At 73.1% G+C, this 14,595-nt stretch carries 12 protein-coding genes; 7 read left to right on the top strand and 5 right to left on the bottom strand.

What is annotated here, in order from left to right; all coding sequences use genetic code 11:
- Positions 1-55 precede the first annotated feature (55 nt).
- On the bottom strand, positions 56-1,225 hold the full coding sequence (locus BM385_RS14105; protein ID WP_019433988.1) for a TadA family conjugal transfer-associated ATPase: 1,170 nt from the start codon (positions 1,223-1,225) through the stop codon (positions 56-58).
- Positions 1,222-2,292: a septum site-determining protein Ssd gene (gene ssd, locus BM385_RS14100; RefSeq protein ID WP_093843248.1), complete on the bottom strand. Its 1,071-nt coding sequence runs from the start codon at positions 2,290-2,292 to the stop codon at positions 1,222-1,224. Before ssd ends, BM385_RS14105 begins: the two co-directional genes overlap by 4 nt.
- A 415-nt stretch (positions 2,293-2,707) precedes the next feature.
- Between ssd and BM385_RS14095 the strand changes: the two genes are divergently transcribed.
- Positions 2,708-3,550, top strand: a complete 843-nt coding sequence (locus BM385_RS14095; RefSeq protein WP_019433990.1) for an HAD family hydrolase — start codon at positions 2,708-2,710, stop codon at positions 3,548-3,550.
- Between the two features lie 342 nt (positions 3,551-3,892).
- On the opposite strand, the gene BM385_RS14090 is transcribed toward BM385_RS14095, so the two are convergent.
- Positions 3,893-4,741 (bottom strand): Fic family protein, encoded by an 849-nt coding sequence (locus BM385_RS14090; protein WP_093843247.1) that lies wholly within the window; start codon positions 4,739-4,741, stop codon positions 3,893-3,895.
- Positions 4,742-4,799: 58 nt separating this feature from the next.
- Here BM385_RS14090 and BM385_RS14085 point away from each other — a divergent pair, with 58 nt between their 5' ends.
- A complete protein-coding gene (locus BM385_RS14085) occupies positions 4,800-5,789 on the top strand; it encodes an ATP-binding protein (RefSeq protein WP_019433992.1) in 990 nt (329 codons plus the stop codon).
- Here BM385_RS14085 and BM385_RS14080 read toward each other — a convergent pair.
- Positions 5,774-7,072, bottom strand: a complete 1,299-nt coding sequence (locus tag BM385_RS14080) for a polysaccharide deacetylase family protein (RefSeq protein WP_093843246.1) — start codon at positions 7,070-7,072, stop codon at positions 5,774-5,776. The two genes, BM385_RS14085 and BM385_RS14080, sit on opposite strands and share 16 nt — an antisense overlap.
- A gap of 270 nt (positions 7,073-7,342) precedes the next feature.
- Between BM385_RS14080 and BM385_RS14075 the strand changes: the two genes are divergently transcribed.
- The 5 genes from BM385_RS14075 (at position 7,343) to BM385_RS14055 (ending at position 13,817) form a co-directional block, all read left to right on the top strand.
- Positions 7,343-9,682, top strand: coding sequence for a SulP family inorganic anion transporter (locus BM385_RS14075; protein WP_254791555.1), 2,340 nt, complete (start codon positions 7,343-7,345; stop codon positions 9,680-9,682).
- 244 nt (positions 9,683-9,926) lie between these two features.
- Entirely contained in the window at positions 9,927-11,900 is a 1,974-nt protein-coding gene (acs, locus tag BM385_RS14070; RefSeq protein WP_019433995.1) for an acetate--CoA ligase, read from the top strand.
- A 249-nt stretch (positions 11,901-12,149) separates the two neighbouring features.
- Positions 12,150-12,590, top strand: a complete 441-nt coding sequence (locus BM385_RS14065; protein ID WP_019433996.1) for a phage holin family protein — start codon at positions 12,150-12,152, stop codon at positions 12,588-12,590.
- A complete protein-coding gene (locus BM385_RS14060) occupies positions 12,587-13,525 on the top strand; it encodes an alpha/beta fold hydrolase (RefSeq protein WP_093843244.1) in 939 nt (312 codons plus the stop codon). The genes BM385_RS14065 and BM385_RS14060 overlap by 4 nt, the downstream gene beginning before the upstream one ends.
- Before the next feature lie 88 nt (positions 13,526-13,613).
- On the top strand, positions 13,614-13,817 hold the full coding sequence (locus tag BM385_RS14055) for a hypothetical protein (RefSeq protein ID WP_019433998.1): 204 nt from the start codon (positions 13,614-13,616) through the stop codon (positions 13,815-13,817).
- Positions 13,818-13,973: 156 nt separating this feature from the next.
- Here BM385_RS14055 and BM385_RS14050 read toward each other — a convergent pair whose 3' ends face one another.
- Positions 13,974-14,534: a S10 family serine carboxypeptidase-like protein gene (locus BM385_RS14050; protein ID WP_175542983.1), complete on the bottom strand. Its 561-nt coding sequence runs from the start codon at positions 14,532-14,534 to the stop codon at positions 13,974-13,976.
- Positions 14,535-14,595: the final 61 nt, after the last annotated feature.

Here is a 14,595-nt window from a genome sequence, read left to right as displayed (position 1 = left end):
GTCGGTGCTCCCGCCGCGTATTCCGTGCCGGGCGCCGCCGCGCGTCGCGGCCCGCTCACAGCGCCGCACCGCCCCGCGCGCACAGCGCCCGCAGCCGCTCGTGCCCCCGGTCGGGGGCGAAGCCCCCGGGTGTCCAGCGCACCGCCGGGGTCGTGGTGACCAGGCCGGTGTCGGTGCGGTCCAGGGTGTGGATCTCCGCGATCCGGCGGCGGCCGGTGCCGCGGTCCCTGACGACGTGCACGACCAGGTGGAGCGCCGCCGCCAGTTGGCTGTGCAGGGCGGCTCTGGGCAGCCCGGCCCCGCTGGCCAGGGCCTCCAGACGGGCCGGGACATCGGCGGCGGCGTTCGCGTGGAGCGTTCCGCCGCAGCCATCGTGACCGGTGTTCAGCGCGTACAGCAGTTCCAGGACTTCCGGCCCGCGCACCTCGCCGACGATCAGCCGGTCGGGCCGCATGCGCAGCGCCTGCGGCACCAGGTCGCGCAGTCCGACCCGGCCGGCGCCCTCCTGGTTGGCCGGGCGGGTCTCCAGCCGGACCACATGGGGGTGGTCGGGGCGGAGCTCGGCCGAGTCCTCGACGAGCACGAGGCGTTCGGCCGGATCGGCGAGGCCCAGCAGGGTGGCGAGCAGGGTGCTCTTGCCCGAGCCGGTGCCGCCGGTCACCAGGAAGGACAGCCGGGCGGCGAGCACAGCGCGCAGCAGCCGGTCGCCACCGGGCGGTACGGTCCCGGCCGCCAGCAGGTCGGCGAGCGCGAAGGCGCGGGGCCGGATGACCCGCAGCGACAGCACGGTGCTGCCGCCGGCGGCCACGGGAGGCAGCACGGCGTGCATCCGGGTGCCGTCCGGGAGGCGTGCGTCCGTCCAGGGGCTGGCGTCGTCCAGCCGGCGGCCGGCGGTGGCCGCCAGCCGCTGGGCGAGCCGGCGGACGGCCGCCGCGTCGGCGAAGCGCACCGGGGCGCGTTCGAGGCCGCCTCCCCGGTCGATCCACACCTCGTCGGGCCCGTTGACGAGCACGTCGGTGACCTCCGGCTCCGCGAGCAGGGGTTGCAGCGGGCCGGCGCCGTCGAGTTCGGAGCGGAGCGTGCGGACGACCTCGCGCACCGCCGTGTCGCCCAGCAGCCGTCCCCGGTCGCCGAGGGCCGCGGTCACATTGCCGGGGGTGGGTTCCGCGCCGGTCTCGGCCAGCCGCAGCCGGACCGTCTCCAGCAGTCCCGCCGCCGCGTTCATGCCGCCGCTCCCAGCGCGGGCAGGGCGTGGCCGAGGAGTTCGGCGCAGAAATGGGCGAGGACTCCGGAGGGGTTGCCGCCGGGTGGCCTGCCTTCCTCGATGGTTTTGGACAGGCCCGGTTCGTCGGGCAGTTCGCCCGCGAGGGGCAGTCCGAGCACCTGCCCCAGTTCGGGCCCGGCCAGCCCGCCCGCCGGCCCGGGGCCGCGCGCGACGACCCGCAGGTCCCGTACCAGTGCCCCGGCGGTGCCGGCCACCCGGCGGGCGGCGGCGACCGCGCGCAGTTCGCCGGGGACCACCAGCAACCCGAGGTCCAGCTGGGCCAGGGCTTCGGCGCACGCCTCGTCCACGGTGCGCGGCAGGTCGAGGACCACCAGACCGCCGCCGCGCTGGGCCGCCGTCAGCACCGAGCGCATCGCCTGGCCGGTCAGCCGCAGCACGCTGCCCCGGTCCCAGCTGAGCAGGCTCACCCCGTGCACCCGGGGCAGGGATTCCTCCAGCGCGGCCCCGGACAGCCGCCCCTGCGCGGTGACGAACGCGGGCCAGCGGGAGCCGGCGATCCGTTCGCCGCCGAGCAGCACGTCCAGGCCGCCGCCGAGCGGATCGCCGTCGACGAGGACGGTGCGGTGGCCCTGCCGGGCGGCGGTGACGGCGAGCGCCCCGGCCAGCGCGGAGGTGCCGACGCCGCCGCGCCCGCCGAGCACCCCGATGGTGAGCGCGGGCCGTCCGGGCGGCTCACCGGCGTCGGCGATGCGGTCGGCCAGCCACGGCTCCGCGTCGGGGAGATGGACGACTTCCTCGGCGCCGAGTGCAACGCCCCGCGCCCACACGGTGTGGTCGTCCAGGTCCCGGGCGATGAGCAGCACTCCGGGACGCCGGCCGGGCCAGCGGCGGCCCTGCCGGGCGAGCGCCCGGTCGTCCCCGACGAGGACGAGCGGAGCGCTCGCCCACTGTTCGGCCGTGGGCGTCCCGTGCACGACCTCGGCCGGGGTGCCGGCCGCCGCGCACAGGCGCAGCAGGTCCTCCAGCGTGGTCTCGTCCTCGGTGACGATCAGAATCGAGGCGGTCATGAGTCCGTCCCCTTCGGCTATGCGACAGCGACGGGAAACACGGTGACCGATCTCACGGGATTACGGGGATCTCGCTCGGATTCTGTGGATAACCACAGCCCTGTGGATAACTCCGTCACCCCATTCGGTGAACGGGGCGGCAAAGGCTTCCGCACCACCGGCACGATTACCTAGGGTTAAGGGGGTGTCGAATTGCCGCCCCGGCCGAGCGGCGCTCCACGGGCCGCGACCGGGCCCGGACATGCGACGACCCCCGCCGGGGGGGAGAGCGGGGGTCGTCTTCCACGGCCGACTCGGGGGGGAGGAGCCGGACCGGGTTAGCACGGTCGCGAACGATCCGTGACTTCCATGGTGTACCCGAGAGGCTTCTCAGGCAAACCCACGCGCCCCAGCGTACGCCGAATGGCGGCCCTTTATGCTCGGGCAGGTGGAAAACCTCTCCCAGCCGCGCACGGCCGCCTTCTTCGACCTGGACAAGACGGTCATCGCCAAGTCGAGCACGGTCACCTTCAGCCGGTCCTTCTACCAGGGTGGGCTCATCAACCGCCGGGCCGTGCTGCGCACCGCCTACGCCCAGTTCCTCTATCTGCTGGGCGGCGCGGACCATGAGCAGACCGAGCGGATGCGGGAGTATCTGTCGGCTCTGTGCCGTGGGTGGAACGTAGCCCAGGTGAAGGAGATCGTCGCCGAGACGCTGCACCAGGTGATCGACCCGATCATCTACGACGAGGCGGCCTCGCTCATCGAGAAGCACCACGCCGCAGGCCGGGACGTGGTGATCGTGAGCACCTCGGGCGCCGAAGTCGTCGAGCCGATCGGGCGGCTGCTGGGCGCCGACCGGGTGGTGGCCACCCGGATGGTGATCGAGGACGGCCGCTACACCGGCGAGGTCGACTACTACGCCTACGGCCCGACCAAGGCGGAGGCCATCCGGGAGCTGGCCGAGTCGGAGGGGTACGACCTGGAGCGCTGTTACGCCTACAGCGACTCGGTAACGGACATCCCGATGCTGGAGTCGGTCGGCCATCCGCACGCGGTGAACCCGGACCGGGCGCTGCGCAAGGAGGCGGTGGCGCGGCAGTGGCCGGTGCTGGCGTTCGAGCGCCCGGTGCCGCTGCGGCAGCGGCTGCCGTCGCTGTCCATGCCGACCCGTCCGGCGCTGGCGGCCGGTGCGGCGGTGGTGGCGGCCGTGGCGACGGCCGGTGTGGTCTGGTACGTGGGGCGGCGCAGGTCCGCGCGGGCGGCCCGGGCGGCCTGAGCCGGCCCCAGGCGGTACGTCCAAATGCGCCGGGTGAGTAAAAATTGCGGGCCCGGGCCGCTCCGGGTTCCCGCTTCCGCCCCGGACGGAGTACAAAGGAAGTGAAGGCCCGTGCGGCCGGCGGCATCCGGGAGGATGCGGCGGACAAGGCCCACGGACCGGCGGTGGGAAGACCGGGCACCCACGCGTAGCCGACCCGCCAACCGGGCCGGCCGACCGGGGAACGGGGCACGTCCCCGCACCCGATCGGCCACATGAGGCGCACGCACTGTTCACCCCGGGCTTCGCACCGATCGGCGGCGCGGCGTCACAGCGGCGCCGCCGCCTCCTGTGCGGGCCGGCTCAGGCGGCTCCGCGTTGCAGCGCCTCGCACACGGCCACCGATTCGCGTACCCCCAGCTCCACGGCGCGCCCGCAGTGCGCGATCCACTCCGCCATGCCCGCCGCCGTACCCGAGGCGTAGCCGGCAAGGGCCCGCCTGTACGCCTCCGTTCCGGTCTCCGCGTGTCCGGCCTCGGCGGGGGCGACGCCCTTGGGGTCCAGGCCGGAGCCGAGCAGCACGATGCGCTGGGCGGCGCGGGCGACCAGGCCGTTGTGCGAGGTGAAGGGGCGCAGGGTGAGGAGTTCGCCGTGCACGACGGCGGCGGTCACCAGGGCGGGGGCCGTGGAGCCGTGCACCAGGAGCTGGTTGAGGGCGTCCAGGCGGGCGGCGACGGCTTCGGGGCCGGGCAGCGGGGGGTGATCGTCCGTCAGCAGGGGTTCGGTGACGGGCTCGCCGGCCAGCCGGGGGCGGCCGACGGTGTCCGCGGTACCGGCCCGGGCCGCCGGGCCGCCGGCGGCCAGCAGGTGCAGACGGGCCAGGACCCGCAGCGGTGTGCCGCGCCACACGTCGAGTGCCTCGCCCGCCTCGGCGGTGACCCGCAGCGCCGCGCCGACCGTACGGGCCTGGTCGTCGTCGCCGAAGTCCGTGCGCCGGCGCACCTCTTCCAGGGCCCAGTCGGCGCCGGAGAGGGCGGCCGAGCCGCGGGCGCCGCGCAGCGCGGCCTCGGAGGCGACCTCGGCGGCGCGGCGGCGCATCACCCGGTGGCCGTACAGCCGGTCGACGGCGGTGCGTACGGAGTCGACGGCGTCGGCGACGCCGGGCAGTGCGGCCAGGGGGCCGAGGGGGTCGGCGGGGGCGTTGGCGTGCATGGTGCCGAAGCTTAGAGGCTGACCGGTGCGGGCACTCCGGGCCACTACGCTAATGAACATGAAGATCGCTTTCGTGGGCAAGGGCGGCAGTGGCAAGACCACGCTGTCCTCGCTGTTCATCCGGCACCTGGCGCACCGGGGGGTGCCGGTCACGGCGGTGGACGCCGACATCAATCAGCACCTGGGCCCGGCGCTCGGCCTGTCGGACGAGGAGGCGGCGGCCGTACCGCCGCTGGGCGGACGGCTGCCGCTGATCAAGGAGTATCTGCGCGGCGACAATCCGCGGATCCTGTCGGCGGAGACGATGATCAAGACGACCCCGCCGGGCGCGGGTTCGCGGCTGCTGCGGCTGGATGAGGACAATCCGGTCTTCGCGGCCTGCGCCCGCGACGTCGATCTCGGCGAGGGCCGCTCGGCGCGGCTGCTGGCGACGGGTGCCTTCACCGAGGACGACCTGGGGGTGGCCTGCTACCACTCCAAGACGGGCGCGGTGGAGCTGTGCCTGAACCATCTGGTGGACGGGCGCGACGCGTACGTGGTGGTGGACATGACGGCGGGCAGCGACTCGTTCGCCTCCGGGATGTTCACCCGCTTCGACCTGACGTTCCTGGTGGTGGAGCCGACCCGCAAGGGTGTGTCGGTGTACCGCCAGTACCGGGAGTACGCGCGGGACTTCGGCGTGGCGCTGCGCGTCATCGGCAACAAGGTGCAGGGCCGGGACGACGAGGAGTTCCTGCGCGAGCAGGTCGGGGACGAGTTGCTGGTGACGGTGGGCCACTCCGACTGGGTACGGGCGCTGGAGCGCGGTGTGCGGCGGCCGTTCGGGGAGCTGGAGGCGGGCAACCGGGCGGCGCTCTCGGTGCTGTACCGGGAGGCGGACGCGGCGTACGAGCGGCGCGATTGGGGCCGGTACACGCAGCAGATGGTGCACTTCCATCTGAAGAACGCGGCGAGCTGGGGCAACGAGCGGACCGGGGCCGACCTGGCGGCGCAGGTCGACCCCGGTTTCGTGCTGGGTGAGGAGCCGGTGGCTCAGGCGGTCGGCTGAGTGTCCGGTTCGGTGGCCGGGTCGGCGGGGGCGGCCGGGAAGGTCTCCCATCCGCCGGCCGGCCGCTCACCGACGTCCAGGGTGCGCAGGGCGTCGAGGAGGTCCGGGTCCTGGGCGTCGAGCCAGTCGACGAGCTGGCGGAAGGAGACGCAGTGGACGTCCTCCTTCGGACACACGTCCTTGATGACCTCCTCGACGGCGTCCATGTAGACGCCGCCGTTCCAGCTGTTGAAGTGGTTGCCGATGATCAGCGGGGCACGGTTGCCCTCGTAGGCGCGGTCGAAGGCGGCGAGCAGCCCGTCGCGCATCTGGTTGCCCCAGGTGGTGTGCATGGCCGGGTCGCCGCTGGTCGGTCCCGACTGGTTGACCATGAAGTTGTAGTCCATGGACAGGGTCTCGAAGGAGCGGCCGGGCATGGGGACGGCCTGGAGTGGGACGTCCCAGATGCCGTCGATCTGCTCCGGCCACACCTGCTTGCCGTTGCCGCTGGAGTCGTAGCGGAAGCCGAGTTCGTCCGCGGCCTCCAGGAGCGCGTCGCGCCCTTCGAGGCAGGGGGTGCGTCCGCCGACGAGTTCCTCGTCGTAGTCGAAGGGCAGCGGCTCCAGTTCGGTCCAGCCGGTGGTGGTCTTCCAGTTCTGCACCATCCACTTGGCCTGTTCGGTCTCGCTGATCCAGTCCTCCGCCGACCAGCTGTCGACGCCGGAGGGGCCGCAGAAGTGGCCGTTGAAGTGGGTGCCGATCTCGCTGCCGTCCAGCCAGGCGCCGCGTACCTGTTCGAGGGTGGCGGCGATGTTCTCGTCCTTGAGGTAGCCGATGTCGGAGGCGCCGGGGGCGTGGCCGGGCGGCTGGTAGGCCGTGCGCTCGGATTCGGGCAGCAGGTACACGCCGGAGAGGAAGTACGTCATGTGCGCGTCGTACTCGCGGCCGATCTCGCGGAACCGGGAGAAGAGCTTGTTGCTGTCCTCCCCGGCGCCGTCCCAGGAGAAGACGACGAACTGCGGCGGTGTCTCGCCGGGGGCGAGCCGGCTCACCTCGGGCTGGTTGGGCTGTTCCCCGGTGAACGCGGTGGAGCCGTCGCCGATCAGCCGGGGCGCCACTTTGGCGGGGGCGTCGCGGGCGGCGGCGCCCTCCTCCTCGGCCTCGCGCCCGGTGTCCTGCCCGCCGTCGCCGCTGCCGCAGCCGGTCAGGCCCAGGGCGAGGGCGGTGAGCAGCGCGGTGCCGGTGATCCGCCGGGACCTCCTTGTCCTGAGTGGGGTGGTATGTGTGCCGCGTGTGACCGCCATCGGTCCTCCCGCCGTACTGGGGTGCCTGGTGGCCGGGGTGGTCCGACCGGCCCCCAACATCTCCATAAATCAGATGAGATGTTAGTACGACAAGCGGCTTTTCATCTTGCTTCACCCGAAAGGTGGAAGTCATCCGCCATTCGGGCATCTGCTCTAGTAACTGGCTTTACGCGGCATTACTCTTCGTTTACCAATGCTTGGGAGTAGCCATAACGACACGGAACGTGGCTTCTCCCCGGATCTCGAACTGGACCTGGACGGAGACGGAACATGTCCGCCTGCGCCCCCGCGCCCACCCCTTCGACCTCACCTCCCCCCTCCGCCCCCACCGGCGGCGGTCGCGGCCCCGTGCTGCGCGCCGATCTGCCGGCCTCGATCTCTGTCTTCCTGATCGCCCTGCCGCTCTCCCTGGGCATCGCGCTGGCCACCGGCGCGCCGCTCCAGGCGGGTCTGGTGGCAGCGGCCATCGGCGGGATCGTCGTCGGCCTGGCGGGCGGAGCCCCGCTCCAGGTGAGCGGCCCCGCGGCCGGTCTCACCGTCGTCACCGCCGAGCTGATCATCCAGTACGGCTGGCGCGTCACCTGCGCCATCACCGCGCTGGCCGGTCTCGCCCAACTCGGCCTGTCCGCGCTGCGCGTGGCCAGAGCGGCCCTCGTGGTGAGCCCCGCCATCGTGCACGGCATGCTCGCCGGCATCGGCATCACCATCGCGCTCGCGCAGCTCCACATCGTGCTGGGCGGCAGCCCGGAGAGCGAGGCCCTGGCCAATCTCGCCCAGCTGCCCGGCCAGTTGGCCCAGCCGCACACCGCCTCCCTGCTGATCGGCGGGCTCACCGTCGCCGTGCTGCTGCTGTGGCCGCGGCTGCCGGGCCGCCGCGGCGCCACCGTGCGCAGAGCGTTCCCCGCCGCGCTCGCCGCCGTCTCCCTGGCCACCGTCCTGAGCTGGCTGACCTCCGCCTCGGTGGAGAAGGTCGATCTGCCGTCCTGGAGCAGTCACGCGCTGCCGCAGATGCCCGAGGGTCCGGTGCTCGGGCTGATCGCTGCCGTGCTCACCATCACGCTGGTGGCGAGCGTCGAATCCCTGCTGTCGGCCGTCGCGGTGGACAAGCTGGCCGCCGCGCGGCAGCGGCAGGGCGGCACCCGGGTGCCGAAGGCCGACCTGGACCGGGAGCTGCGCGGACAGGGCGCGGCCAATCTGCTCTCCGGCACCCTGGGCGGGCTGCCGGTGACCGGGGTCGCCGTCCGCAGCGCCGCCAACGTGGCCGCCGGCGCGGCCACCCGCTGGTCCTCGATCATGCACGGCTGCTGGGTGCTGCTGTCGGCCGGGCTGCTGGTGGGGCTGCTGGAGGAGATTCCGCTGGCCACGCTCGCCGCACTGGTGATGGTGGTCGGCATCCAGATGGTGAGCATCACCCACATCCGCACCGTCACCCGGCACCGCGAGGTGGTGGTGTACGCGGCCACCGCCCTCGGCGTCGCCGCGCTGGGCGTGCTGGAAGGGGTGGCGATCGGCATCGCGATGGCGGTGGCGATCGCGCTGCACCGGCTCACCCAGACCCGGATCAGCCACGAGCGGCAGCCGGACGGCAGCCACCGGGTGCGGGTGCGGGGGCAGCTGACGTTCCTCGCGGTGCCCAGGCTCAGCCGGACGCTGGCCCAGATCCCCGAGGACGCGCCGGCCGCCGTCGAGCTGGACGGCTCCTTCATGGACCACGCCGCGTACGAGACGCTGCACGACTGGCGTACCGCGCACATCGCGCACGGGGCCGAGGCGGAGATCACCGGGCGCTCCGGGCAGGTGGTGGCCGAGCCCGCGGCGGCGCACCGCTGCCGGCCGTGGACCCCGTGGCGCAACCACCAGTGCACCGCCGCCGCGGACAACGCGGGGACGACCCACAAGCCGGGCGGCCGGCGCGAGGACGACCGGCTGATGGGCGGGGTGCGCACCTTCCAGCGGCACACCGCGCCGCTGGTCCGTCAGGAGCTGGCGCGGCTGGCCGCCGAGGGGCAGCAGCCGGGGCAGCTGTTCGTCACCTGCGCCGACTCGCGGCTGGTCACCTCGATGATCACCTCCAGCGGCCCCGGGGACCTGTTCACGGTGCGCAACGTGGGCAACCTGGTGCCGCCGCCCGGCGAGGAGAGCGCGGACCCGTCGGTGGCGGCTGCCATCGAGTACGCGGTGACGGTGCTGCGGGTGCCGACCATCACCGTGTGCGGGCACTCCGGGTGCGGCGCCATGCAGGCGTTGCAGGCCACGGCCGACGGCGGGCACGCGGTGCCCGGGGCGCACGCGCTCAGCCGGTGGCTGCGGCACGGCCGGCCGAGCGTGGCACGGCTGACCGAGCCGGAGGGCGCCAGGCCGATACTGGACGGGAGGCCCACCGCCGATGAGCTGGAGACGCTGTGCCTGGCCAATGTGGTGCAGCAGCTCGACCATCTGGCGCGGCACGAGTGCGTGGCCCAGCGGCTGGCCGAGGGCACCCTGGCCCTGCGCGGCATGTACTTCCACGTCGGGGAGGCCCAGGCCTATGTGCTGAACCATGAGGGCACCGATATGGCGGGCCATCCGGCGGTGTTCACACCGGTGCGGCCCGATGTGCTGACGGGGTAGCGGCGTACCCCGCTCCGCTGCCGGCCGGTGGTCACCGGCCGGCAGCGGACGGACTGCCGAACGGCGGAGGCGGCGCGGCACGGCGCGACGGGGCGGGGCGGGGCGGGGGGCGGGCGGGACCGTTCGGCGCCCGGTGGGGACCGTTCGCCGCACCCGGGGGGCATTCCCTTGTCAAAGGGACGTGGTGCTGATGGGGTGTGCTCTGGGACACAGCAGTGGGACCACGCCGCAAGGGAGCTGGACTGTGGGTAACGAGAGCCTGGCCAATCTCATGACGGAGGAGCGGAGGTTCGCTCCCCCCGCCGAGGTCGTCGCCGACGCCAATGTCACCGCCGACGCGTACACCGCCGCCGCCGAGGACCGGCTGGGGTTCTGGGCCGAGCAGGCCCGGCGGCTGAGCTGGGAGACCGAGCCCACCGAGGTGCTCGACTGGTCCAACCCGCCGTTCGCCAAGTGGTTCGCGGACGGCCGCATCAACGTCGCGTACAACTGTGTGGACCGGCACGTCGAGGCCGGGCACGGCGACCGGGTCGCCCTCCACTTCGAGGGCGAGCCCGGCGACTCCCGGTCCCTCACCTACGCCGAGTTGCTGCGCGAGGTCTCCCAGGCCGCGCACGCGCTCACCGAGCTGGGTGTCGAGGCCGGCGACCGGGTCGCCATCTACATGCCGATGATCCCCGAGACCGTGGTCGCGATGCTGGCGTGCGCCCGGATCGGCGCCCCGCACTCCGTGGTGTTCGGGGCGTTCTCCGCCGACGCGCTGGCCACCCGGATCGAGGACGCCGACGCCAAGGTCGTCATCACCTCCGACGGCGGCTACCGCCGGGGCGCGCCCTCGGCGCTCAAGCCCGCCGTGGACGAGGCCCTCACCCGGCCCGGCGTCGCCGGCCGGGTCCGCAATGTGCTGGTGGTCCGCCGCACCGGCCAGGACATCCCCTGGCAGGACGGCCGCGACCTGTGGTGGCACGAGGTGACGGAGCGCCAGCCCGCCGAGCACACCCCGCAGGCGTTCGACGCCGAGCACCCGCTGTTCATCCTCTACACCTCCGGCACCACCGGTAAGCCCAAGGGCATCCTGCACACCACCGGCGGCTACCTCACGCAGATCGCCTACACCCACCACGCGGTCTTCGACCTCAAGCCGGAGACGGACGTCTACTGGTGCACCGCCGACGTCGGCTGGGTGACCGGCCACTCGTACATCGTCTACGGGCCGCTGGCCAACGGCGCCACCGAAGTGCTGTACGAGGGCACCCCCAACACCCCGCACAACGGCCGGTGGTGGGAGATCGTGCAGAAGTACGGCGTCACCATCCTCTACACCGCGCCCACCGCGATCCGCGCCTGCATGAAGTGGGGCGACGACATCCCGGCGCAGTTCGACCTGAGCAGCCTGCGCATCCTGGGCTCGGTCGGCGAGCCGATCAACCCCGAGGCGTGGATCTGGTACCGCAAGCACATCGGTGCCGACCGCACCCCCGTGGTGGACACCTGGTGGCAGACCGAGACCGGCGGCATCATGATCAGCCCGCTGCCCGGGGTCACCCTCGCCAAGCCCGGCTCCGCGCAGGTGCCGCTGCCCGGCATCAGCGCCACCGTGCTGGACGACGAGGGCAACGAGGTGCCCGACGGCTCCGGCGGCTACCTGGCCCTCACCGAGCCGTGGCCGTCCATGCTGCGCACCATCTGGGGCGACGACCAGCGCTACCTGGACACGTACTGGTCCCGGTTCCCCGGCCGGTACTTCGCCGGGGACGGCGCCAAGAAGGACGACGACGGCGACATCTGGCTGCTGGGCCGGGTCGACGACGTGATGCTGGTCTCCGGCCACAACATCTCCACCACCGAGGTCGAGTCCGCGCTGGTCTCGCACCCCCGGATCGCCGAGGCCGCCGTGGTCGGCGCCACCGACCCGCAGACGACGCAGGCCATCTGCGCGTTCGTCATCCTGCGCGGCGGCGCGGACGCCGGTGACGAGGACGGTGCGCTGGTCGAGGAGCTGCGCAAGCACGTCGCCAAGGTGCTGGGCCCGATCGCCAAGCCGCAGCGCATCCTGCCGGTGGAGGAGCTGCCCAAGACCCGGTCCGGGAAGATCATGCGCCGGCTGCTGCGCGATGTCGCCGAGGACCGCGAGCTGGGCGACATGACCACGCTCACCGACGCCACGGTGATGGAGCTGATCCAGGCCAAGCTCCCGGGTGCCTCCCGCGAGGAGTGACCCCCGCTCCGTCCCGTTCGAGGGCGTCCGGCGACCCGCCGGGCGCCCTCGCGCGCGTCCGCGCCCCCGGCCGCATACCATGCAGGGGGGCCGAACGAGTGGGGGCGGGACGGCCGCGATCACTCCCCAGGGCTATGGCAGGGCGTCAAACGGCCGCTCGGGCGGCGTCGGGGCACCACGCCCACTACTGTCACTGGCACACGCAGCAACGGCACACGCCTCCTGGTGGAGCGGGAAGAGGGGAACGCGATGAGCGACGCAGCCGACGAGGGCCGCAGCCTGGGAGAGCTGGTCGCCTCGGCCGCCGCCGATCTGCATGAGCTGGTGCACGACGAGATCGCGCTGGCCAAGGCCGAGGTACGCCAGGACATCCAGCGCGCGAAGCTCGGCGGCGCGGTCGGTGCCGTCGCCGCCGTGCTCGCCCTGCTGGCGCTGCCGCTGCTGGCCATCGCCCTGGCCTTCTGGATCCGCGCCTGGTGGGGCGCGCCGCCGGCGATCGCCTTCCTGGTCACCGCCGGCGTGTTCCTGGTCCTGGCCGGGATCTTCGCCGCCGTCGCGGTGGCCAAGTTCAAGCGGATCACGCCGCCGGAGCGGTCCATCCGGTCCGCGAAGGAGTCGGCGTCCGTGCTGTCCGGGGTACGGCCGCACCCGCGCGCCGAGGCCAACGGCAAGGCCGGCACGCCCGTATGAGCACCGAAGGGCACTCCGAGGCGCGCTCGGCGGTCGTCCTGCGGGACGGGCCGTGGACGCACCGCCACGTCGCCGCCAACGGCGCCAGGTTCCACATCGCCGAGCAGGGGGACGGGCCGCTGGTCCTGCTGCTGCACGGCTTTCCGCAGTTCTGGTGGACCTGGCGGCATCAGCTCACCGCGCTCGCGGACGCCGGGTACCGGGCGGTGGCGATGGATCTGCGCGGCGTGGGCGGCTCCGACCGCACCCCGCGCGGGTACGACCCGGCCAATCTCGCCCTCGATGTCACCGGCGTGATCCGCTCGCTCGGCGAGCCGGACGCCGCGCTGGTCGGCCACGATCTGGGCGGTTATCTGGCCTGGACGGCGGCGGTGATGCGGCCGAAGCTGGTGCGCCGGCTCGCGGTCGCCTCGATGCCGCATCCGCGCAGCTGGCGCTCGGCGCTGCTGCGCGACCCCAAGCAGACGGTGGCCAGCGGTTCGGTGTGGAGCTTCCAGCGGCCGTGGCTGCCGGAGCGCGCCCTGGTCGCGGACGAGGCGGCCGAGGTCGCCCGGATGCTCACCGAGTGGTCGGGGCCGCGCCAGCCGGACGAGGAGACGGTCGAGGTGTACCGGCGGGCGATGACCATCCCGTCCACGGCGCACTGCGCGATCGAGCCGTACCGCTGGATGGTGCGCTCCATCGCCCGTCCGGACGGCATCCAGTTCAATCGGCGCATGAAGCGGCCGGTGCAGGTGCCCACGCTGCATCTGCACGGTTCGCTGGACCCGGTGCTGCGCACCCGCAGTTCGGCCGGGTCCGGGGAGTACGTGGAGGCGCCGTACCGCTGGCGGCTGTTCGACGGTCTGGGGCACTTCCCGCACGAGGAGGACCCGGTGGCGTTCAGCACCGAACTCATCGACTGGCTGAAGGACCCCGAGCCCGACCGTCGCTGACGCGGCCCTGTCACACATGCCCGGCGCATAGTCCAAATGCCCGCCCGTCACGAGGTTACTGACCTTGGGGCCCGGGCAGGGAGCCGGTATGGGCTGGACGCACGACTACCGTGACGTGGCACGCAATCGCAGCGGCAAAGGAGCCGCCGCCCAGGCGGCGGGCGGCGCCGTGCGCCGGATTCCGGGCGGGGGTGTGCTGGATCCACCCATCGGCTTCCCGCACATTCTGCGCCGCCGGGCCCGCTGGGTCGGCGCGCGCCTGCGGCATCCGCGCGGGCGCATCGATCGCTGAGGTCTGCGGCGCGGCCGAGGTGTTGCGGGCCGTGCCGTCCTCGGCCGGGCCCGTCCTGCCGGCCGGTCCGAGGCAGCCACCCGGGCGTACGGCGTGGCGGCCGGTCCGGGGCACGCGCCCGGGCGCTCACCGCCATGCCGTGCGGGACCCCCCGTTTCAGCTGTCCGGCTTCCCGGCCTTCAGCGGGTCGTAGCCGTGGAACGGGCGGTCGAAGAGCCAGTTGTACAGCATCTCCCGGCAGATCTCCGGCTGATAGGCGGGCACCTCGTGTCCGGAGTCGGGCACACTCACCTGCGTCAGCTGCCCGTGGCTGCGGACGAACCCCTTCGGGTTTCCCTGCGCCTGCGTCCAGATCAGCCGGGGAGCGTCGCGCCACTCCGCCCGCAGGCCCCGCTTGTCCATGATGTCGTCGAGGATCTCCTCGGTGCTCCGGTAACCGCAGGCGGTGTCGAAGTTACCGGTGTAGAGCAGGGCCCGGTACCGGTCCATGATCGCGCGGTACTTGTCGGAGCAGTCCTGCATGTTGTCCACCGCGAGATGCTGGGCCACCGGGCCGGTGTTGTCGTGGAACTCCCACGGGACGTGCCGGGGGACGTGCAGGGCGTCCTTCACGGCGTCGGTCCCCAGGTAGGACCCGAGTGCCCCGGGTGACAGGTCGTCCCAGCGGCGGATGTCGTAGACGTCGAAGGTGCCGCCGAGGTCCAGGGTGTGCTGCACCAGCCGGTTTCGTAGGGGTCGTCCTTGAACAGGTCGATCCGCTGGGTGCCGGCGACGTTCG

This window comes from Streptomyces harbinensis (assembly GCF_900116145.1).
Taxonomy (GTDB): Bacteria; Actinomycetota; Actinomycetes; order Streptomycetales; family Streptomycetaceae; genus Streptomyces; species Streptomyces carpaticus.
Note: the sequence above shows the minus strand (reverse complement) of the source record. Positions and strands in the feature narration are given on the sequence as shown.